The 20,107-nt window shown below is 43.5% G+C and carries 23 protein-coding genes; 10 read left to right on the top strand and 13 right to left on the bottom strand.

The window, feature by feature from the left end; translation table 11 throughout:
• Positions 1 to 113: 113 nt before the first annotated feature.
• Positions 114 to 347 carry a hypothetical protein gene (locus F6K49_RS17650; RefSeq protein WP_293098681.1) on the top strand — a complete coding sequence of 78 codons (234 nt, stop codon included), beginning with the start codon at positions 114 to 116 and terminating at the stop codon, positions 345 to 347.
• A 670-nt stretch (positions 348 to 1,017) separates the two neighbouring features.
• Here the strand turns inward: F6K49_RS17650 and F6K49_RS17645 are convergent.
• Positions 1,018 to 1,533 (bottom strand): RICIN domain-containing protein, encoded by a 516-nt coding sequence (locus tag F6K49_RS17645; RefSeq protein ID WP_293098678.1) that lies wholly within the window; start codon positions 1,531 to 1,533, stop codon positions 1,018 to 1,020.
• A gap of 401 nt (positions 1,534 to 1,934) precedes the next feature.
• Between F6K49_RS17645 and F6K49_RS17640 the strand changes: the two genes are divergently transcribed.
• Both F6K49_RS17640 and F6K49_RS17635 read left to right on the top strand, forming a co-directional pair.
• On the top strand, positions 1,935 to 2,534 hold the full coding sequence (locus F6K49_RS17640; RefSeq protein WP_293098675.1) for an IS607 family transposase: 600 nt from the start codon (positions 1,935 to 1,937) through the stop codon (positions 2,532 to 2,534).
• Entirely contained in the window at positions 2,518 to 3,609 is a 1,092-nt protein-coding gene (locus F6K49_RS17635) for a transposase (protein ID WP_293098672.1), read from the top strand. Before F6K49_RS17640 ends, F6K49_RS17635 begins: the two co-directional genes overlap by 17 nt.
• A gap of 60 nt (positions 3,610 to 3,669) precedes the next feature.
• Here F6K49_RS17635 and F6K49_RS17630 read toward each other — a convergent pair whose 3' ends face one another.
• Positions 3,670 to 4,347 (bottom strand): hypothetical protein, encoded by a 678-nt coding sequence (locus F6K49_RS17630; protein WP_075902617.1) that lies wholly within the window; start codon positions 4,345 to 4,347, stop codon positions 3,670 to 3,672.
• Positions 4,348 to 4,720: 373 nt separating this feature from the next.
• Here F6K49_RS17630 and F6K49_RS17625 point away from each other — a divergent pair, with 373 nt between their 5' ends.
• Positions 4,721 to 5,920, top strand: a complete 1,200-nt coding sequence (locus F6K49_RS17625; RefSeq protein ID WP_293021044.1) for an AI-2E family transporter — start codon at positions 4,721 to 4,723, stop codon at positions 5,918 to 5,920.
• 83 nt (positions 5,921 to 6,003) lie between these two features.
• Here F6K49_RS17625 and F6K49_RS17620 read toward each other — a convergent pair whose 3' ends face one another.
• The gene (locus F6K49_RS17620) at positions 6,004 to 6,168 is read right to left on the bottom strand and encodes a hypothetical protein (RefSeq protein WP_293098669.1); all 165 of its coding nucleotides are present in this window, start codon (positions 6,166 to 6,168) and stop codon (positions 6,004 to 6,006) included.
• A gap of 85 nt (positions 6,169 to 6,253) precedes the next feature.
• On the opposite strand from F6K49_RS17620, the gene F6K49_RS17615 reads away from it, so the two are divergent.
• Entirely contained in the window at positions 6,254 to 7,474 is a 1,221-nt protein-coding gene (locus F6K49_RS17615) for a transposase (RefSeq protein ID WP_293098666.1), read from the top strand.
• Between the two features lie 80 nt (positions 7,475 to 7,554).
• Positions 7,555 to 8,754 carry a homocysteine biosynthesis protein gene (locus F6K49_RS17610; protein ID WP_293040327.1) on the top strand — a complete coding sequence of 400 codons (1,200 nt, stop codon included), beginning with the start codon at positions 7,555 to 7,557 and terminating at the stop codon, positions 8,752 to 8,754.
• Positions 8,755 to 8,844: 90 nt separating this feature from the next.
• On the opposite strand, the gene F6K49_RS17605 is transcribed toward F6K49_RS17610, so the two are convergent.
• From F6K49_RS17605 to F6K49_RS17595, 3 genes are all read right to left on the bottom strand, one after another.
• Positions 8,845 to 9,600 (bottom strand): cysteine dioxygenase, encoded by a 756-nt coding sequence (locus F6K49_RS17605; protein WP_293070979.1) that lies wholly within the window; start codon positions 9,598 to 9,600, stop codon positions 8,845 to 8,847.
• A gap of 544 nt (positions 9,601 to 10,144) precedes the next feature.
• The gene (locus F6K49_RS17600) at positions 10,145 to 10,711 is read right to left on the bottom strand and encodes a GNAT family N-acetyltransferase (RefSeq protein WP_293070977.1); all 567 of its coding nucleotides are present in this window, start codon (positions 10,709 to 10,711) and stop codon (positions 10,145 to 10,147) included.
• A gap of 92 nt (positions 10,712 to 10,803) precedes the next feature.
• The gene (locus F6K49_RS17595; RefSeq protein ID WP_293070975.1) at positions 10,804 to 11,820 is read right to left on the bottom strand and encodes a hypothetical protein; all 1,017 of its coding nucleotides are present in this window, start codon (positions 11,818 to 11,820) and stop codon (positions 10,804 to 10,806) included.
• Between F6K49_RS17595 and F6K49_RS17590 the strand changes: the two genes are divergently transcribed.
• The gene (locus tag F6K49_RS17590) at positions 11,804 to 12,019 is read left to right on the top strand and encodes a hypothetical protein (protein WP_293052438.1); all 216 of its coding nucleotides are present in this window, start codon (positions 11,804 to 11,806) and stop codon (positions 12,017 to 12,019) included. The two genes, F6K49_RS17595 and F6K49_RS17590, sit on opposite strands and share 17 nt — an antisense overlap.
• Positions 12,020 to 12,053: 34 nt before the next feature.
• Here the strand turns inward: F6K49_RS17590 and F6K49_RS17585 are convergent, their stop codons facing one another.
• The 7 genes from F6K49_RS17585 to F6K49_RS17555 form a co-directional block, all read right to left on the bottom strand.
• Complete coding sequence (locus tag F6K49_RS17585; RefSeq protein ID WP_293052435.1) at positions 12,054 to 13,037, bottom strand: DMT family transporter; 984 nt, start codon at positions 13,035 to 13,037, stop codon at positions 12,054 to 12,056.
• 235 nt (positions 13,038 to 13,272) lie between these two features.
• Entirely contained in the window at positions 13,273 to 14,046 is a 774-nt protein-coding gene (locus F6K49_RS17580; RefSeq protein ID WP_293098662.1) for a hypothetical protein, read from the bottom strand.
• Positions 14,043 to 15,092, bottom strand: coding sequence for a Rieske 2Fe-2S domain-containing protein (locus F6K49_RS17575; RefSeq protein WP_293021057.1), 1,050 nt, complete (start codon positions 15,090 to 15,092; stop codon positions 14,043 to 14,045). Before F6K49_RS17575 ends, F6K49_RS17580 begins: the two co-directional genes overlap by 4 nt.
• Positions 15,093 to 15,099: 7 nt before the next feature.
• On the bottom strand, positions 15,100 to 15,237 hold the full coding sequence (locus F6K49_RS17570; protein WP_293098658.1) for a hypothetical protein: 138 nt from the start codon (positions 15,235 to 15,237) through the stop codon (positions 15,100 to 15,102).
• Between the two features lie 86 nt (positions 15,238 to 15,323).
• On the bottom strand, positions 15,324 to 15,836 hold the full coding sequence (locus tag F6K49_RS17565) for a hypothetical protein (protein WP_293021061.1): 513 nt from the start codon (positions 15,834 to 15,836) through the stop codon (positions 15,324 to 15,326).
• 12 nt (positions 15,837 to 15,848) lie between these two features.
• Entirely contained in the window at positions 15,849 to 16,118 is a 270-nt protein-coding gene (locus F6K49_RS17560; RefSeq protein WP_293021063.1) for a hypothetical protein, read from the bottom strand.
• A 291-nt stretch (positions 16,119 to 16,409) separates the two neighbouring features.
• The gene (locus tag F6K49_RS17555; protein ID WP_293098654.1) at positions 16,410 to 16,856 is read right to left on the bottom strand and encodes a YraN family protein; all 447 of its coding nucleotides are present in this window, start codon (positions 16,854 to 16,856) and stop codon (positions 16,410 to 16,412) included.
• Between the two features lie 38 nt (positions 16,857 to 16,894).
• Here F6K49_RS17555 and F6K49_RS17550 point away from each other — a divergent pair, with 38 nt between their 5' ends.
• The 3 genes from F6K49_RS17550 to F6K49_RS17540 all read left to right on the top strand — a co-directional run bounded on the left by F6K49_RS17550 (position 16,895) and on the right by F6K49_RS17540 (position 20,005).
• Entirely contained in the window at positions 16,895 to 17,245 is a 351-nt protein-coding gene (locus tag F6K49_RS17550) for a hypothetical protein (RefSeq protein ID WP_293070960.1), read from the top strand.
• 233 nt (positions 17,246 to 17,478) lie between these two features.
• Positions 17,479 to 17,844 carry a YtxH domain-containing protein gene (locus tag F6K49_RS17545; protein WP_075902592.1) on the top strand — a complete coding sequence of 122 codons (366 nt, stop codon included), beginning with the start codon at positions 17,479 to 17,481 and terminating at the stop codon, positions 17,842 to 17,844.
• A 544-nt stretch (positions 17,845 to 18,388) separates the two neighbouring features.
• On the top strand, positions 18,389 to 20,005 hold the full coding sequence (locus F6K49_RS17540) for a transposase (protein WP_364303894.1): 1,617 nt from the start codon (positions 18,389 to 18,391) through the stop codon (positions 20,003 to 20,005).
• The last annotated feature ends 102 nt before the right edge of the window (positions 20,006 to 20,107 follow it).

Here is a 20,107-nt window from a genome sequence, read left to right as displayed (position 1 = left end):
ATGAGTGACGAGAAAATACAACCCTTTACACATCCTAGGTTACCCTTGATGAGAGATGAAGGACTTGTTCATGCAACCGTTTTTTTTGTCAAGTACAATTTATACCAAATTAGATGCGATTACCCTGCTATAATCCCAGGGATAACAGTCTGTCTAATCATGGTTTAGATCAGCTTAATCTGGAGATACGTGATCAATTAATGCGCTCTGGTCAAGCATTAGTCAATTACTCTAACTATCAAGAACAGATTGTAATTCGCTTCATTCTCAGCAATCCAGATATTAACGAAGCAGATCTAGATAGCTTTTTTGCTAACTTTATCAAAATTGGTAATAGTTTATTATAGGGTTTATTGCATTTATTAGGTACGCTTATAAACTTCAAAGTCCCCCTTGATAAGGGGGATTTAGGGGGATCGCTTTGCACCTCATGGGAGAGATAATTGCTATATAGGGTAGTCGTTTCAGCCGATTCACATTAATAGTTGATAATAACAGGTACGGAAGAGCCATAACAACAAAAAGAGAAAGCTGACGAATCTATAAGCGAATGCCAGCATCTCAATTGTAAAGGTGTGAAAATAAGCGATAGAATCGCAAAGATAAAATGTCTTATCTCATCCTGCTGTCTTGTCTAAACAAACATTAGTCTAAACCAGCCTGTCACCCGACTTGCGACGAATACCAACTACAGAAGGACGGGGTGGTCCAGAGGGATTTCCATCACCACCATCAGCCTTAGGTAAGCTACTAGGCTATTGACCTATTGGGTGTTAACTGTAACTTGTTCTGTTATTTTTGTCTTAAACTTGTACTAGGGTATATCTTTAAGGTAAGGATTCAGCCCTTAGCTGATAGCTGATAGCTGATAGCTAAGGGCTGAATCAAGGAATTAATAGAAGTAGGGTGGGTATCCTGCCCGCCTGAGGGAGGAAACGGGTATCCTGCACGTTCCACTAAGATGTCTATTCCACCTCACTCTTAAAATCATTCAATTATTAAGCAACGCCCAGATTTTTAGTTAACCTTCTTCCAAAGGTAGAAACGTGTGTAGTCATCGTTGGGCTGATAGCGGGTGGAAACAAGCTTGTCCCCCAAACCATCTTCGTGGAGGTAACTATTGTCTGCCTTGACCCGAATGCGGAAGGTGTCATCATCATTCTTGTCGAAGTAGAAGCGTGTGTAGTCATCGTTGGGCTGATAGCGGGTGGAAACAAGCTTGTCCCCCAAACCATCTTCGTGGAGGTAACGATTGTCTGCCTTGACTTGGATCCGGTAAGAACTGTCCCCCAGACGTTCTGTCAAGATGAACTTGGTGTAGTCATCGTTGGGCTGATAGCGGGTGGAAACAAGCTTGTCCCCCAAACCATTTTCGTGGAGGTAACTATTGTCTGCTACCACTTGAATTCGATATTCTCCGCTTAAGTCCATACAGGTAGTTCCGATCGCCATTGCTGGATTGGGACACCAGATCAACAAACTGGATACCGCAACCAAAAAAGCTATAGAAACATTTTCTAGAATTGATTTCATTGAAATGAATTTTATCATGGTCTGCCAATACTAATTGTTTTTTAATTGAAAATAGGTAATTAATTAAGGCGGCTTTGGTATAAATTAATAGTTTATCCTTAACCTTCCCTTAACCCTATCTTTTATAAGCTATCAGTATATGTGGTAAGTAGTATGAGGGGTAACAGCCTCCAGGGGTAAGGATTCAGGTAGGGGCTTGACAAAGTCCGGGATGGAGCTGGAGAATCATCAGAAGAATGTGTAGCTTCTCACTCTTAAAGGGTGACAACCGATCTACAAAGCTTGCTGAATCAGGGACAGCGCATAGAGCTAGCTGATAATAATCGTCAAAAGGCTTGCCACTGTTAACGATTTTCTACAAAAATCTTGCACTATTTACAAAGATGTCTTAGATTTTAATCATGGTACTAGTTCCTTTACGTAAGGCGGTCGAACTTACGGGATTATCCGGAAACACTCTAAGGAAGTATGCGGACAATGGCACAATTCGGTGCGAAAAAAACCCTGGAGGAACCAGGATCTTTGACACAGATAGCTTGCTCAGATTTGGTAGCTTCAAAGGAGACGTGGATCGAGTTCGTAAATTCAGTATTGGGTATTGCAGAGTCAGTACCCACAAGCAAAAAGACGATCTCGCCAGGCAAATTGCCTACCTCCACTCGCTCTTCCCAGAAGCGGAAATCATCAAAGACATCGGTTCAGGACTCAACTACAAAAGGAAAGGTCTTAAAGCCATATTGGAACGAATTGTGCGCGGAGATAAGCTCACAATTATTGTTACCTGTAGAGACAGGCTCACCCGATTCGGATTTGAACTCATTGAGTACTTGGTCAGTCTCAACGGTGGAAAAATCCTGGTTCTCGACCAATCTGAAAGTTGCCCAGAATCCGAACTTACAGCAGATCTTCTCTCCATCATTCACGTCTTCTCCTGCCGAGTCCACGGACTCAGAAAATACGGTAAAAAAATCAAAGAAGATTCGAGTGTTCCTAAACCCTGAACAGCGTACGCTTGTTCGCCAATGGTTTGGGGTATCCCGTTACGTTTTCAATAAAACCGTCAAAATTCTTCAAAATGGCGAAGTTAAAGCTAACTGGAAAGCTATTAAAACTGGTATATTGAACGACCTACCCGAGTGGTGCAAGTCAGTGCCTTATCAAATTAAGTCGATAGCGATAAAGGATGCTTGCACCGCTGTGCGGGAGGCTAAAAAGAAGTACAAACAGACTTTTCAGATTAATCGGGTTAAATTTAGATCTCGTAAAAATCCAAGACAGTCTTGCTACATTCCAAAGTCCGCAGTATCTGAGAAAGGTGTTTATCACACCAAGCTAGGGGAAATCTCCTATACCGAGTATCTCCCCAGCAATATTGGAGATTGCAGACTAACCAGCCACAATGGGGATTATTACTTGATAGTCCCCCATGAAGCAACGAAAGATAAAACCGATAACCAAGGCCGAGTAGTTGCTTTAGATCCTGGAGTCAGAACCTTTCTCACTTTCTTTAGCGAAACTTCCGTTGGAAAGATTGGGCATGGAGACTTTTCTCAAATTCAAAGACTATGCCAGCACTTAGATAATCTACTTTCCAAGATTATTAAGGCTAAACGTGGGCAGAAACGCCGAATGAGGAAGGCTGCCCGCCGAATGATAATCAGGATTCAAAACCTGATAAATGAACTACACCACAAAGCTGCCAGGTTCTTTGTAGACAATTTTGATGTGATATTACTTCCCACTTTTGAGACATCTCAAATGTCAAAAAAAGGAAATAGGAAGATCAGATCTAAAACTGTTCGCAATATGCTTAATTTTGCTCATTATCGGTTTAAAGAGTTTCTTTTGCATAAAGCTAAAGAGACTGGTAAGACAGTAGTAGATGTCTGCGAAGCCTATACTAGCAAGACTGTTAGCTGGACTGGTGAAATGGTAAACATTGGCGGCAGTAAAACAATCAAATCTAGAGTTGATGGTCGATCTATGGATCGAGACATCAACGGCGCTCGTGGAATATTCCTGCGAGCCTTGGGAGATACCCCCTGGCTGCGAGAGCAGCTTGCATTAGTGGGCTGAGATCTGCGTTTTGTAGATTTTGGTAGCTAAAAAGTATCGGTTCATCCTTCATCCTTCAAATTAGCGATTGTCAAGGTTAAGGACTAAATCAGACTTCAAGGTTACATCTAAATCTGTGTCAGGGTCGATGACAAATACTTCTACGTCTTCCTGACCTCCTGCAAGGAGAAGTTCTGTAACCAAACCGAGTCCAGCACCAGCTAAAACTTCCCAAAATTCAAGCTTACCAAAGATTTCAGAGAGTACAGCCCCGGCAGCTGCACCAATAGCAGCACCTTTGAGCAAATCGGGATCAGTGTTTTTGGTAATGGTTTCAGTTTTGGTGACAACCTCGGAGGTGGCATCAAGGGATAAGGATTGATCACTATCCCTGAGAATCAACTTTTCGGCGACAAACTGAGAACCTCCTTGAACTGGACGCACTTCACCTTCAATCTCACTACCTGCTGGAATTAGGAGGGTTCCTGAAAAGGAGACTACATCTCTAGCTACTATCACCGTTATCGGTAGAGTTTCATTACGAGTGACAATAACTCTCTTGGCGTCGTCGGATTCAACTGGTATTAAAGTCCCAGCAGGAATGATGACTTGGGTAAATTGAGCCAACTGTGGCTCGATGTAGAATCTAGACTGGGCATTAGCTTGAGTCGCTATCAACATTGGTAACGCCACAGTTGAAGTGATCCCCAATGCGGTGAGTAGAGCGATTCTGGACTGCCAACGATGGGAAATAAACATTAAATATATCTTCCTTGAGGATGAGTAGAAGCGATTAATTAGACTAAAAAGAGCATAGTTATGTTTCCCAAGGTGATCATGAATTATGTGATCATCAAAGCAAGCGTACGCTAATTGATCAAAATTCTGACCAGGATACCCCACCTACACCCACCCGACCTTTAAAGCTGCTTGTCACCCCATCACCCCATCACCACCATCTTCTGCTCCCGGAGCGTTCGCGTAGCGTAGCCCTTCGGGCTAATCGCATCATGTCTGTTTTAGAAGCTAATTTAAAACCTAAAATCTGTAGGATTGAGGTAAGATCAGGTTTTTGAGCCCCATAGAACTAGAATTAGGTCTGGGACTGCTAGAGCCACTGGGAGGTTTCACCATGAGTCTAGGCACATGGATTGGTCTACTTGCCTTTATCCTTTCGTTATACATCCTGTGGCAAATCCGTAAAGTACTGCTGCTGATATTTACTGCTGTGGTACTTGCCAATGCCTTAAATATCTTGGTGGAAAAATTCCGCCGGGTTGGCATCAAACGGCTTTTTGCTGTGCTGCTGTCAATTCTTCTGATGGTTGCTCTAACGGTAGGGTTTTACTGGCTAATTGTTCCACCGTTTGCCGACCAAGTGCTAGAGCTGATTGATCAGGTTCCTAGGGGTATAGAAAAATTAGGTCAGTGGTTGGATGTGTTGTCAGCGCGTCTTCCCCCAGATCTGATTACTTTCCCCGAGATCCAATTAGATTTAGATCAGCTAATTCAACAGCTACAACCGTTACTTAATCAGTTATTGGGTGGTGGATTCTCCATTGCCTTTAACTCTTTGGCTGTCGTAGCCCAAGTTTTGCTGGTATTAGTTTTGACTATAATGCTACTGGCTGACCCCAAGGCTTATCGTCAAAGCTTTATCCGACTTTTCCCATCTTTCTATCGCCGTCGAGTTGATCAAATTTTGACTCTATGTGATCACTCTTTACGGGGGTGGTTAGTAGGCATTCTCGTTAACATTGCTGCCATTTCTGGCTTAAGTTTTGTGGGTTTGGTCATCCTACAAGTGGAACTGGCACTGGCACAGGCGGCTTTGGCAGGTATCTTGACATTTATCCCCAATATTGGCCCTGGATTGAGTGTAGTCCCACCAATTGCGATCGCTCTACTAGATGCACCCTGGAAAGCGATCGCTGTTTTAATTCTCTACATCATTATTCAGCAGGTGGAAAGTAATTTGCTAACTCCCCTGGTCATGAAGCAACAGGTATCCCTGCTACCAGCAGTAACCCTTTTGGCTCAGGTATTTTTCGCGACATTCTTTGGTTTTTTAGGTTTACTGTTAGCTTTACCATTAACCGTAGTTGCTCAGGTTTGGCTAAAAGAAGTTTTAATTAAAGATATCCTCGATCAATGGAAAACTAGTCCGATATCAATCAGAGATACCCAGACCTCTACAGAAACCGTTGCGATCGCATCACCAAATCCTGATTTAGCCAGCCCAACTACATCAAAGGATTCCCAGGATAGCACTGAATCGGACAATCACCCCAAATCCGACAAATCATATCAAATCGAGAAGGAGGAAGAGTAAGCCTTCATAAGCCTTGAGCCGTTACAATCCAAGCTATGGATTTTCACAACTGCCTATGATCACGCTCGGCTGACCGAGGTGAGCTAATGGGCGGCAGCCCCGCGCCCTACCTGACAAGGTGGGCGTCGGGAAGGATAGCCCGACAATGTACGGTAACTTGGCCGTAGGCCACGCTTCGCGAACAAACCCCGTCGTTTTGCTTGTTGTTCTAACTGTCTTTTTTCAAAATAAGTAATCCTAATTGTCATTTTTTGTGTTGGAATTTTGACTTGCTAATTGACTGGAGGTATACTAGAATAATTGTAATAGGTCGAAAAACAAAGGACAAGATTAATGAGAGCTGCTTATCAGTACAGGTTACGATTAACAAAACAACAAACCATTGAATTAGAAAGGTGGCTAGAAATGCTGCGCTGCCAGTACAACTACTTGCTAGCTGATCGGTTCTCCTGGTACGAACAAAATAGGTGCGCTATTAACGCTTGTCCTCTTGTTTGTCATTTACCAGAACTTAGAGATAATCCGGATTATTACTACCAAAAGCGAACTCTGCCTCAACTCAAGAAAAATAGGCCGTGGTATGGAGAAATCCACGCTCACGTTTTACAGGATTGTGTCAAGCGGGTAGATTTAGTTTTTAAACGCTATCTAAAAGGGGACTGCAACGGGAAAAGAAGCGGCAGACCTAGATTTAAAGGTAAAGGCCGATATCGTTCTTTGACTTTTCCCTCTCTTGGCAAAAATCCTGTCGATGGTAACAGTTTAAAGCTGCCAAAATTTGGTTGGGTCAAAATGGTCTATCATAGGCCAATCCCGGACGGATTCAAGGTCAAGACAGCTATAATTACTCGCAAACCCGATGGTTTCTATGTCACCCTGTCAATCCAGGATGATACTGTTCCCGAGGTAATTCCTGTTGATAAAGTATCTAATCCAATTGGGATTGACATGGGACTTAAGTCCTTTTTGATCAAGTCTGATGGCACCGAGGTAGAAATTCCCAAATACTACCGAAAAGCTCAAAAACGGCTCAAGAAAATCCAAAAAGCTGTTAGCCGATCCCAAAAAGGCAGCAATAACCGAAAGAAGGCTGTAATCAAACTGGGTAAAGCCCACAAAAAGGTAGCTGACACCAGAAAAGATTTCCACTTTAAAACAGCCAAAGGACTGCTAGATAATCATGATCTAGTAGCTCACGAAAAGCTGAGCATCAAAGGTCTGGCCAAAACCAGAATGGCTAAATCAGTTCTAGACGCTGGATGGGGACAATTTCTGTTAATCCTATCAACCAAAGCCGAGAAGGCTGGGTTGTTAACGGTTGCGGTAAATCCCAGAAATACCAGCCAGAACTGTTCTAACTGCGGGAAAAAAGTACCCAAAAAACTAAAAGATCGCATTCACTCCTGTCCTTATTGTGGGTACGTGGAAGACAGAGATGTGAATGCAGCTAAAAATATCTTAAATTTGGCGGTGGGGCATCCCGTCAGTAGTAAAGCTTGCCGAGCAACCAAACCGTTGGGTGGTGTTGGCAAGAAGCCCGCGTTGTCCCGTTAGGGCAACGTCGGGAGTATGTCACCTAGGATACCACTGGCAAGTGATATTTTGGAAAACCTTTCTCCCCATTCCCAATCCCTATGCGAACCATTGCTCAAATTAATGACAAAATCGAGGGTAACTGTGCCGTAGTGTGGACAGTCGAAGAATTAAAAGCACGGGTGGCAGACATCGGTGTCACTCAGGCAGCGAAAGAAGTAGACATCATTACTACCGGTACCTTTGAGCAGATGGAGTCTTCCGGAGCAATCATGAATTTGGGACATACTGACCCACCCGTGAAAATACGGAAATGTTGGTTAGATGGAGTTCCAGCTTACACTGGCTTCGGAGCAGTGGATTTGTTTTTGGGAGCAACTCAAGTTGTTGACTACCCAGATAACCGTGAGATTCCAGATATGGACGAACAGAGGCAAAGGGGTGGTGGTGATGTCATTGAAGACCTGATTGCTGGGAAACCCGTCCACCTGCAAGCCCTCGGACAGGTGACAGATTGTTATCCTAGAGGCTCCTTTGAGACCACGATCACTAAGGATAGGATTAATCAGTTTTATTTATTCAATCCCCGCAATCTGTATCAAAACTTCATTGTAGGGGTGAATGGAGGCGATCGCCCCTTGTATACTTATCTGGGTTTGTTGCAGCCCAAACTCTCCAATGCAGTTTACTCTAACCCAGGAGCAATCTCACCCCTAATCAATGATCCGGAACTGAAGCTAGTGGGTATTGGCACGCGGATTTTTATGGGTGGAGGGATTGGCTATATTGCTTGGGAAGGGACCCAACACTTCCCACTGCAAAAACGCCTTCCCAATCAAACACCCATAGGACCAGCAGCAACTCTAGCTTTAATTGGAGATGCCAAGCAAATGAATCCCAAATGGGTACGGGGTTGTTACTTTAAAAATTATGGCCCCTCTCTGATGCTAGGTGTGGGCGTACCAATGCCAGTACTGAATGAAGAAGTAGTGCAACGTTGTGCTGTACAAGATCAAGACATTGTTGCACCAGTGGTAGATTTTGCCATTCCTAGACGGGTGCGTCCAACCTTTGGGTTAGTCAGCTACGCTCAGCTGAAGTCTGGTCGGATCACTATTGATGGTAAATTAGTACGTGTAGCTCCTCTTGCTAGTATTTTCCTCTCCCGGCAAGTTGCTCTGGAATTAAAGCAATGGATTGAGAGTGGCAAATTTACCCTAACTGAACCAGTAGCACCAATTCCGATGGACCGCTCATTTCTACCTCAAGACCTATGGGGTTCTCAAATTAGTTTGGATTGATTTATTCATTGGTCATTTTAAAATTAAAAACTGAAAATTGAAAAGTAATAATTAGCAATTATCAATTAGCAATTACCAATTATCTTTAGCTTACTTGAGCTGTGACATTTGCTCGTCTAACACAGCTAATTTTGAGCGCAGTAGAGGATTGTCCTGTACTGCAAGGATTCGACAAATGCGATCGCGCATTTTTTCGTGGTGCCTGAGCATGGTGTCAGCGTCTGCTTGTAAGCCGTAGTGGCGCTCTTTAATTTGTGTCTCTGGCAAGCAGAAGAATACCCCTCCATCAGTTCGTTGAATACTGCCTTCAAGCAGGTCAAATATTCGTGCGTTGCTAGTGATGGAGCCCTTGGGGTTTTGGCACCCGTATACATGAAGGCTCAAAAAGCAGGATTCTCCGGGGTTGCCCATCTGGTGAATCATATCGTCAGCTACCGCCTTTACCTCTTCTGACCTAAAGTCCAACCGCTTCAGGGTTTGTAGCACTCCATCTGTTAAGGTATACACGTAGTGTTCCGCCTCGCCAAAGCACTGTACTGCTCCCCATTGGGCTACGCCGTGGTCATGAATCGTGCTGTAGTCTCCTGGAGCCCAAGACATCACCATAATTTCAAAGGAATCGCACTCGTACAGTAGCTTTCGACCGTAGCTTTCGGTGATGGGATGATCAAAGTCAGCCCATCTAATCAAGTCTTCCGGTGAGATGCGTGCATCCAAAATGCACTGACGAGCAATTTTCGGTACCAATACCGACTGACTTTCGATATTACTAATTAAGCGCTGGATACTCTCGGGAAGACTTTGGTCGGATACAGAAGTCGAGTTTGCCTGAATAATCTGAATCATTTTTCCATCCTCTAATTTTTGAAAAAACTTGATTCCTATGAAAATGGAGACTTAAAAATTTAAAATTAACAAAATCGGATTAACCATCCTAGAATGGATTAACCGAACTTGATAGTATTACTAGGTGAAGAAATGGTGTTAGGGTAATGGTGTTAGAGTTTACTATTCAAAGCCTAATCCCTAATACTTAATCCCTCATGCCTAGATTTACCTAACTAATAATTCCTCACTGGTTGACTTTACTGTATAAACCTTAAAGCTCTAGGCTGAGAGAAAGCTGATAAATTCCTCACTATCCTCTGAAAAAGATTGAGAAATATCTCAGCTTATTTTTATTTAGTACACATGATGATTATTCCTCATATCATCAAAGATTTCTTCAAGCTATAGTAAGCCCGATTGAAACGAGAAAGAAATCCCTGCACCTCTTCGACCTCCTTCCCATCTTCCCATCTCCCCACATCTTCCCATCTTCCCATCCGTTAAATCCGCTCGAACTATCGGTTGCAAGCTCCTCCCATGTTCAAAAATAAAACACAGAGTGTTATAATTCAGGACGGTAAGGTAGGATATGGGACAAAACAAGCTGCATAATAACCATGTCGTGCCAGCGTCCCTTGAAAAACCCAATTTCTTTTTGAACACCTACAACCTCAAATCCAAATCGCTTGTGAAAATCAATACTCCCTTGATTGCAGGCAAGAATTTTAGCAACGACATGGTGATAGCAAAACTCCTCAACTTTCTTGAGCAATGCTGTTTGTAAAATACTGCCGTAACCCTTACCAGTTTCCGCTAAAGAAAAATAAATCGAAATCTCGCAGCAAACACGGTAGCCTAAGCGAGGGCTATAGCGCTTGATTACACCCCACCCAATCACACAGCTTTCTCGTTCTGCAACCAGTATGGTTTCGCGATCGCCAAACTTATTCGCGAGTACTTTCATGTCCTCAGCGGTATAAAATTGGCAATCCATCGTACTGTTGCCTGCAGCGATAGACTCGTTATAGATAGATGCAATTGCTTGGAAATCAGTATCTTTATATTGCCTTACCAGAATGTTGGGATGCTCTGATAAATCTGCACAGAAATTCTCTTGTTTAGTTGACATTTTTCTGCACTTATTTTTTTTGCCCTAATTATTTACTCGCTCTCAATTATAATTTAGAGAACTAAACACTCCTAATCTTCAACCAAACACAACTATAGCTTTTTTCTCGGCTTTCGAGAAAACTCAATCATCCAGGTGAACAATCGCTCCATTATCGATTGGTTAGTTAACAGTTCTAATCTAGCAAAGCCACCAATATTTCCTCCATTGATTTCGCTAATGCACCAGTTACCCTCATCATTCATCAAAAAGTCATATCCCAAGGTATGTATACCCCGACAGCGATAGTGTTCAAAGGTGGCGTCAATTGCTTCTTTTTCTTCAGAGCTGATATCTGATAAAAAACATTCTCCATCTACGCTGACATTATGCACCCAATGACCACTTTTCGAGCGGCGGATATAGGCACCGTAAATTTCACCATCTACCACAACAATCCGCTTGTCTCCCGCATCAACTCGCTGCAAGTATTGCACAAATTGTAGTGGTTTGCCTGTGGAACCTTTCAGATAATTCATCACCTCAGAAAAGTGAGTAAACTCCCTGGTACCTGCAAAGGGATTATCCACTAGGAAATGACCCTTGTCATACCAAATTTTAAAAACTCCTCGACCACCACAACTATTATATCGCTTAGCCACAATAACTTGGTGCTTTTCAAAAAAAGTCAATGCTTCCATCCAGCTATCGGTTACTACCATGTCTGGGGTAAATTTACTCGCTACCTTGAGGAGGAATTCTTGCTGAATTTGCTCATGAATTCCCGTAGGACTATTGACAAATTTTACAAAAGGCTCCCACAATCGTAGTCTATCTAGATATCCTTCAGGAAAAGGCTTTAAGGTGCGACAAAATACCAAGTCAAACTCCTCTAGCGATCGCCAATCCCGGACTTGTGAATCTAATTCAAGAAAGGTAGTGTAAGGTAGTATTCCCTTCACCGGAGCTACCTGAATCAATTTAGTATTTGCTCCTTGGGTGAAGACGCCCTCAGTAGGGATGTGGAAGAATTCAAATCGTTCGTCGAGGGCTAGCCGTTGGTAAAAGATGGGTATGTCCAGTAACGGACTAGAGTATCGAGAAGGATTGCAAATGGAAAGTAATTTCATCTTACATTACTTCTTATATTACTTCTTACTTTCATTAAATTACAAGCTGATTAAACTATACCGATTGCTAACTCTTTTCTACTCCTTTGATGGCAATTATCATACTGATGAGGTACACCGATTTTTGTCCCACTCCCTACTCCCTACTCCCTACTCCCTACTCCCTACTCCCTACTCCCTACTCCCTACCCACTCCTAGTAACTACCTCACTGAATTGATAACTGCTATCTACTTACATAGAAGATGCAGAACTTTCTCCTCTAGCTGCAATTTCCTGTGTTGGTTGGGGCTGTTGTTTACTAAAGTTAGTGATCGAGACTCCAATCATGATCACAATAAATGCTATTACTTGCATCAGTGAAGGGCGTTCTCCATTGAGAATTAGCGCATAAACTATCCCAAATACGGGGGATAATACAGTCCACTTACCTACCGTCTTCGAGTCTAACTTTTCCAGGGCAGCGTACCAGAGAAATTGGGTAATCACGATGATAATTAGCGCATAGATACTCATCACCATCCAAAGCTGACCTGAAAAGACATCTCCAAAATGAGACGGGCCAAATAAATAACTAGCGATCGAGAAAAATATTACAGCTGATATAAAGTTACGGCTGAAGACAATTACCGACAAACTGTTGTGTTTAGAAAGGGTCAACTTGCCGATAATCGAAGTAACTGCATACAAAAACGTTGATGCCAGGATTAAAAGGTCTCCCTGATTGATTTGATAATTACTGCTTGTGAAAACAATAGCAACAATACCGACGCCAATCAGAGAAAAGCCAATCCATTCCCATTTCAGAATACGCTTGCCAAAGAAAATTGCTCCTGCCAGAGCATAGAGCACCGGACCAAATCGCCCCAATAAGACCGCATTGGTGACAGTAGTGTGTTGTAGTCCCAGGAAAATCAGTGCAGACAGTAAGGCTGCTAAACAACCATTAATAAACAGTCCCAGAAGCAGCTTTACATTCAACTTTCTGAGTTCATTTAGAATAGGAATCGCTCCAAAAAAAGCCACCACTGCCAAAGACGCACAGAGATTGCCAACAAACAGAACGTTACAAAACGATATTGGTGTTTCCTTCCCGCCACTGAGCATACTAGCGTTGGCAATTAGGAAAGCAATCACCGAGGGTCGCAATGCTGCCAGGGCCCGGGAGACAACTAGCAGCAATTTGGGATTAAGGTTATTGATACTATTGGCAATCATTTCCGTTATTGAGGAAGAGTGGTGTATCCTTTCCTAGAGAAGCATTAGTCCAGTAATCAGAGCAATGGGTAAATCAATGACTAGGTAACACCTAAAAGGGGGGGATAGGAATACCTAAATCTATCCTTTTCTGTTAATACATATATCAGATCATTTGTCAAATTCTCTACAAGCGTGGGGAATCGGAGGAGTGTGAGTAATTCCGTTACCCATCGATTGCCCATCATCCCCAGGTTTACTGAGTCACCAGCTCATAACTTTCCGGGTCAGCTTTGAGAACAAACATATCCCCATATTGAACTACTTCCCCAGTGATCCGGATAGGGTCAGCTACCTTGTCCAAAATCCGGGAGTTAACTGCCTGGTTTTGCCGATCTACTAGGAGCAGATAAATATTATCCCTCTGCTGATTGTGTACTAAGAACACTGGAGGAACGCCACCACTAATGCAGCGAATGGCACAGGAGCGATGGGTTTTAGTTTGTCCTGGTTTCATCACCCCGGGGTAGCATTTACTGTCTAAAATCTCTCCTAAGAGGGAGAACTCACCCAGAGATTTACCCGCATCCGGTTTCACTGCTCCCGAAGGAGGGTCAATTGCCTCTGCAGAGCGAGCTGCTATCACCGTAAGGTTGTTGCGATAAACTGGACTACCGGTTAGCTTGACCCACTTTCCCACTTGATCCAAGACGCTGGACTTGGGTGAGGTTTTTCCCGGACCCGTGAGCAAGTAGCGAGAGTAGGGGGCTTGGGAGGAGGTATCCCCTGGACGGGGTACCAGCAAGTGAGGAACAGGTTGTCCTAACAGCAACCCTTCAAACTCTTGAGCCTTATTGACCTTTCCAGAATTAAACTGGTAATGAATTAAGGGGAAGACAGCCCCTAGAATCAGAATCACCAGGGCTAAGACCGGAATCAATATTAACAAAAACCGTTTGATGCCGGTCGGCACCTTACCATAACCGATATAAAATTCATCGGTGTTTTGACCTTCGCTGTTGGTAGTCACCTCTGTTCCTCCATAGCAATTACAGCAGGACTAACGCTGGTACCAGGAAGGTTCGGTATAGTTTTCACCAAAATGCGATCGCCTTCTAACTTAATATCAAACGTAGGGATTTTTTCTGTAAAGGGTGGGGGGGAAGCACCATTTTCTGGTAGATACTGGTAGCCGTGCCATGGACAGGTGATGCAGCCATCCACAATTTTTCCCTCCCCTAGAGGGCCATTCTGATGCTGACAGACGTTGGAAACCGCAGAAATCTTACCGTCATACTTAAAAATTGCCACCCGCTCGCCTCCGAGAGTGACTATCTTAGCTCGATTTTCCGGGATTTCTGCGATGCTGCCCGCATCCACAAATTCTTCGTTTCCTGTAACAAGATCCTGATTGTCCCGCCCGAACTCCCGAATCCCTGCTGCCAAATGCACTCCCACAATCCACACTAGTCCAACACCAACAGCAAGGGTCAGAACTGGATGCTTGTTAGTTTGCAGTGCTCCTAGCAGGACATGACCTGTCAGTAGTCCGTAGGCAAGATAAACGCTCATATGTAAACCTTTCCAAACCGGAGCGGTTAGGTTAGCCAGCCAGAAATCGTGGCTAGTGGCTGCCATTAGGAACAAGATCACCAGGGGAACAAATCCCAAAACCTGGAAGGGAAAGCGAATAAAGGTAAAATAGTTAGTATTGCTCAGAAACAGACTAACCAAAGGTTCGAGATTGCCGAAGTCGTGGTACCATTGCAGGCCAAGGCGGGTGTGCTGGAGGGCTAAGAAGAACATCGTAACCCCCATATGACGCCGATTGTAGAGCAGGGGATAGAATTTTGGGCTCAGGCGAGTTAGCGGACCAATGGATAAGATGACGTGGAGCAGGATGAAAGCAGCTGAGCCAAAAGCGCGAATCCTGACTCCCCTGATGTCGATGTTGCTATCGAACCACTGGGTAACATTGATGAAAAGTACAATATAAAGGATAACTAGGCTCAGAAGGATAGCATCGTAAATAAACTTCTGGCGGTTCCACAGAACAGCTTTATAGGCAACACTCATTGTTTTACTAAAGGTTATTTGCTATTGCTATAGCGGTTTTTAAGCTAGTAAGGTACAATTTTTTGGCTTTTAGGGAGCAGGGAGCAGGGAGCAGGGAGCAGTAAAGTCGGAAGAGGAAAGAGGTAAAAAGTTTTGTGTACCTCATTAGGCTAAAAACCGCTATATTGATCATTATTCATTGGTAATTATTCATTAGTAACTATCATTAAAATTTCGTTTATTTACTAAGCACTAATAACGATAAACTGTAGTCAGTTTGGCTCGCAATGGTAGAGCTGCAATAAGCTTCTGTTGCCCCTGGCTGTAGATCAGCAAATGTCCCGCTTTACCTCGCACACTGCCAGGAAGCAAAAATTGTTTACGAGATAACCCTGCCAGATTGCCTAGCAGTATAGAGCGATCGCTAATTTCTGTGGGGGCTTCCTTAGTAGCTTCCCAATACAGCAAGGGGTCAGGAACTTGGAGCAAAGAATCAGACTTCAATTCCATGACCAGTTTGCCTTGGTAATTGACAAAGGTTTCAACATGAAACCGAAATGTTCCATCCTCAAGTTTAGTTGAGCCAATTTCTTTTCTGGGTTGGGTTTGTGTCACGAACCCTGCCTGTGTAAATAATTTATTGGTAGCTACATCCACTGGTTCGTAACTAGGACGCAGTAAAATCCCTGCCAAGAAGCACACTGGTAGGACAACTGCTAGTACCACAAAGGAATAAAAGTGAGTTTTACGGCGAGCGAGAATCATAGCATTTCCCTTTCAGGTCAGTCGTTTGGCCGATATACGGTGAGCATTGCGTTCAGTCGGAAGAGTTTTTCCTCTCAACAGGCGAGTGGCAAACATCGGCCAGAAGGCAGTCACACCGGGAATGATCATAATGCGAAAGCCGATCGCCCATCCATGGACATTGGGATCAACCCGTTGCACCCCAAAGATGACGAAAGGAACCGCAAAAATCAAACCAGCGACCAGGTAAACGCGGAACAGTTTTATGATCCACTCGACCATAGCAATGGTGAGGCTTTCCATTTTTCTACTCTTGAGGAGTGATGGATATGATTCAGTTTATACCAAGCTATGACAATGGGTATCTGTTTCTTATTTAAGATTAGGTAATACTGGAGAATCTGTCTGCCTGAAAAAATCGTATGTTTGTGACACTCCCACCTGGGAAGCCTCTCAAGGTTTGTTGAGATAAAGGGCGCTCACTATTGCCTTGAAGCAAGTCCCGAAAAAATCAGGCAAAAGCAAGCCAAAAGGCAATCTTGACGATTAAGAAAGGATGAGCTAGCAGCCAAACCCAACACCCAAGCCGAGTAGCTAATCAAAAGCTGACTGCATGTAGTGTTGTAGAATCAGCTTATACCCTGCCACCAATACCGGTTGAGCTAGCTCAACGATCGGAAATTCGATCTCTTGATCTGTGGTTGTAGACTGTAAAGGTTGCTTCAGGCACTGGCAACGGACAAGAGCAACATCAAATCGGCAGGGTAAATTAGCTAAATCTGGATGTTCTGACAGAAATAACTCAGCTGTACGCCGGAGTTTAGCTTGCTTTTGTGGTGTAATCGCTCTTCGACCATCAGCATCCCAATTCCCTCGACTGCGAGTTTTAACCTCGACAAAAGCCAATGCCACCGGGTTTCCTTTGGCAATTAGGTCAATCTCTCCCCATCGACAGCGCCAGCTATGGTTTAGGATAACCCAGCCTTGGCTTTGTAACCACCTAGCGACTAAATTTTCTCCCAGTTGCCCAACCTTAGCCATCTTATGATTGTAAAGTCAATTGTATCACTGGTATCTTGATGATGATAGTTGTAATCGTTATCAATGTTGTGCTCTCCCTGTTGTGTCTATACGCTGCTTGCCAAGTGTGGCGATTGGGACAGTGGCTTTCATCTATCGCTAATCAGTTGGAAAGGGTTGAACGCGGTATCTCTAAAAAGTTATATAGTGCTCCCAAGGCAATTGTTCTTGGACAAGTAGGTATTCATGGTTTGAGAGAGGAGTATCAACAATTACAGGTTCAGCTACACACACTCAAGCAAATTTTTCTACTGTTGGGTATGCTTCAAAAATTTGGAGGATTTAGGTGGCGCTTTAGTTATAAACCTACTAGCAAGAACAGCTTAGTGCCTCGAGAGCGATCGCACTAGTATCGGGTTATGACTAGTATCGGGTTGTAGTATTCCCAGCATAGCCCTCACCAAGCCCAAGGGGCAACTTAGATCAGTCTCACCGTACCTGTCGTGAGAAACCCTACACTCTTAGCCTACTAACTACTGATCAATTATCAAGCTACTTGTAGGATAATAAACCAAAACCATTTACTATTAAAGTTTTATCCATCCCATTTATCTAAAACTGTTGTAGGAAAACAAATCAAAAGATGTCAAAAAAAAGTGCTGGAGCATTTATCGGTGGCATGCTATTGGGTAGTGCCGTAGGAACAGTCGTAGGGTTACTAATTGCCCCCCGTACTGGTCGCGATACACGCAAGCTCTTGAAAAAATCGGCGGATGCCTTACCCGAATTAGCCGAAGATCTTTCTAGCAGTGTGCAACTACAGGCAGATCGCCTTTCCGATTCCACACTGCGTAACTGGGATGATACCCTAGCTCGACTAAAGGTAGCGATCGCAGCAGGTCTTGAAGCTTCTGTGGCTGAAAAAGCTTCTGTGGCTGAAAGCGTAGAGCCAATAAAGTCCGAGTCGGAAGTTGCCGCAGAGTCCAACTCGTCCGCTAATCAACATTAGCTTTAGGCATCCCGGACGGGGGGTAAGAAGGTCTACTTCTTGTTTTGGTGTTGCCGATTGGCCAGATGTCATGGGTTTTTTCTTACTTCCCCTTCTTCCGCTTCTTCCCCCTCTTCCCCTTATCCATAAATTATCTCCCTACAAGGACAACGCCCTGTTTTTGTGTGGGCTAGCCGACTCGCGAAGATCGGAAATGGAAAAATTTATCATAATGCTGCAAGTATTAGCCAATAATATCACTAAACCTTGTCAAATACGTTGTCAAATGTCACGAAAACTGATAGCATACAATTGATTAAAGTTTGGGCGAGCTTAATGGTGTTTTCTCAAGGGTGTTTTATCAAGACTTCACGCTGGCTAGTCAGTTAAGTTGACTTAAGCTTAATTACTGAAGGCGAGGGTTGTGTGACAGTTAGCAAAAGTGTCAACTAATATTACAAAATCTACAACTAATTGGTAGATTAGAGCCATGGCACTTGTAGCCGACCTAAGGCGGTCGAACTTACGGGACTCTCGAGGAACACTTTAAGGAAGTACGCAGACCATGGGACGATCAAATGTGAAAAAACGCCAGGTGGAACCAGATTGTTTGACACCGAAAGCTGGCTTAGCCTTGGACGACGACAAGCAAGACAAGCAGTTACTATCTGCTATTGCCGAGTCAGTAGTAGCAAACAATTTGACGATATCGCCAGGCAAATCGCATACATGCACTCCCTCTTCCCGGAAGCGGAAATCATCAAAGATATCGGCTGTTGACTCAACTACAAGCGAAAAGGTCTTAGAGCCATATTGGAACGACTTATGCGCTGTGATCAGCTCACGATTGTTGTTGCCTGTAGAGACCGACTTACCCGATTTGGGTTTGAACTCTTTGAATACTTGGTCAGTCTCAACGGTGGAAAAATCTTGGTTCTCGACCAGCCTGAAAGTTGTCCGGAATCGGAACTTACCGCAGATATTATCTCCATTATTCACGTCTTCTCAAGCCGTGTCCACGGACTCCGAAAATACGGCCAAAAAATCCAAGAAGATTCGAGTGTTCCTAAACCCTGAACAGCGCTCAATGATTCGTCAGTGGTTTGGGGTTTCCCGTTATGTTTTCAATAAAACCGTCAAAATACTTGAAAATGGCGAAGTAAAAGCTAACTGGTTTGCCATTAAGACTGATATATTAAATGACCTTCCCGACTGGTGCAAGGCAGTACCTTATCAAATCAAATCAATAGCGATTAAGGATGCTTGCACCGCCGTTAGGGAGGCCAAGAAAAAATACAATTTGACTGGGCAGTTTAATCGGGTTAGATTTAGGTCTCGCAAGAATCCCGTTCAATCTTGCTACATCCCTAAGTCGGCTGTTTCGGCTCAAGGAATTTACCACACAAAGTTAGGTGAATTAACTTTTACTGAAACACTCCCCGAGAACATCTGTGATTGTCGATTAACTAGCACCAATGGGGATTATTACCTAGTAGTCCCTTACAAAACAGCTCACCTTAAGACCGAAAGCCAAGGTAGAGTAGTTGCTTTGGATCCTGGTGTTAGGACTTTTTTGACATTTTTTAGCGAGACTTCCGTTGGAAAAATTGGCCATGGCGACTTTTCTAGGATTCAAAGACTTTGTCAACATCTAGATAATCTGATCTCAAAAATCAGTAAGGCTAAAGGCAAGGGAAAATATCGAATGAGAAAAGCTGCCAGGCGGATAATAATCAAAATCCAAAACTTTATCAACGAGTTACATCACAAGGCTGCCAGATTCCTAGTTGACAACTTTGACGTAATATTGCTTCCAACATTTGAGACGTCTCAGATGTCCAAAAAGCCGAATCGGAAACTTAGATCTAAAACGGTTCGTAATATGCTCTCTTTTGCTCATTATCGGTTTAAAGAGTTCCTTAAGCATAAAGCAAGCGAAAATGGGAAAGTTGTTGTTGATGTCTGCGAAGCTTATACCAGCAAGACCGTCAGCTGGACTGGTGAATTAATCAATATTGGTGGCAGTAAAATCATCAAATCAAAAATCGATGGCCAGATGATGGATAGAGACATCAATGGTGCTCGTGGAATTTTTCTGCGGGCTTTGGTAGATACACCCTGGCTGAGCAATCAGCTTGCATTGGCGAGCCAGAATTTGCTTTTGGTAGATTCTGGTAGCTAAAAAGTATCGGCTTGAACAAAAAAGTTGTAAACTCCGATTTTCCATTGCTAGTTACCGAATCATAGCATAGATTAACCTGTATAATAAATCAACGGTCATCAC

The sequence above is a fragment of the Moorena sp. SIO3I6 genome (genome assembly GCF_010672095.1).
This window is presented reverse-complemented; position numbering and strand designations above follow the sequence as displayed.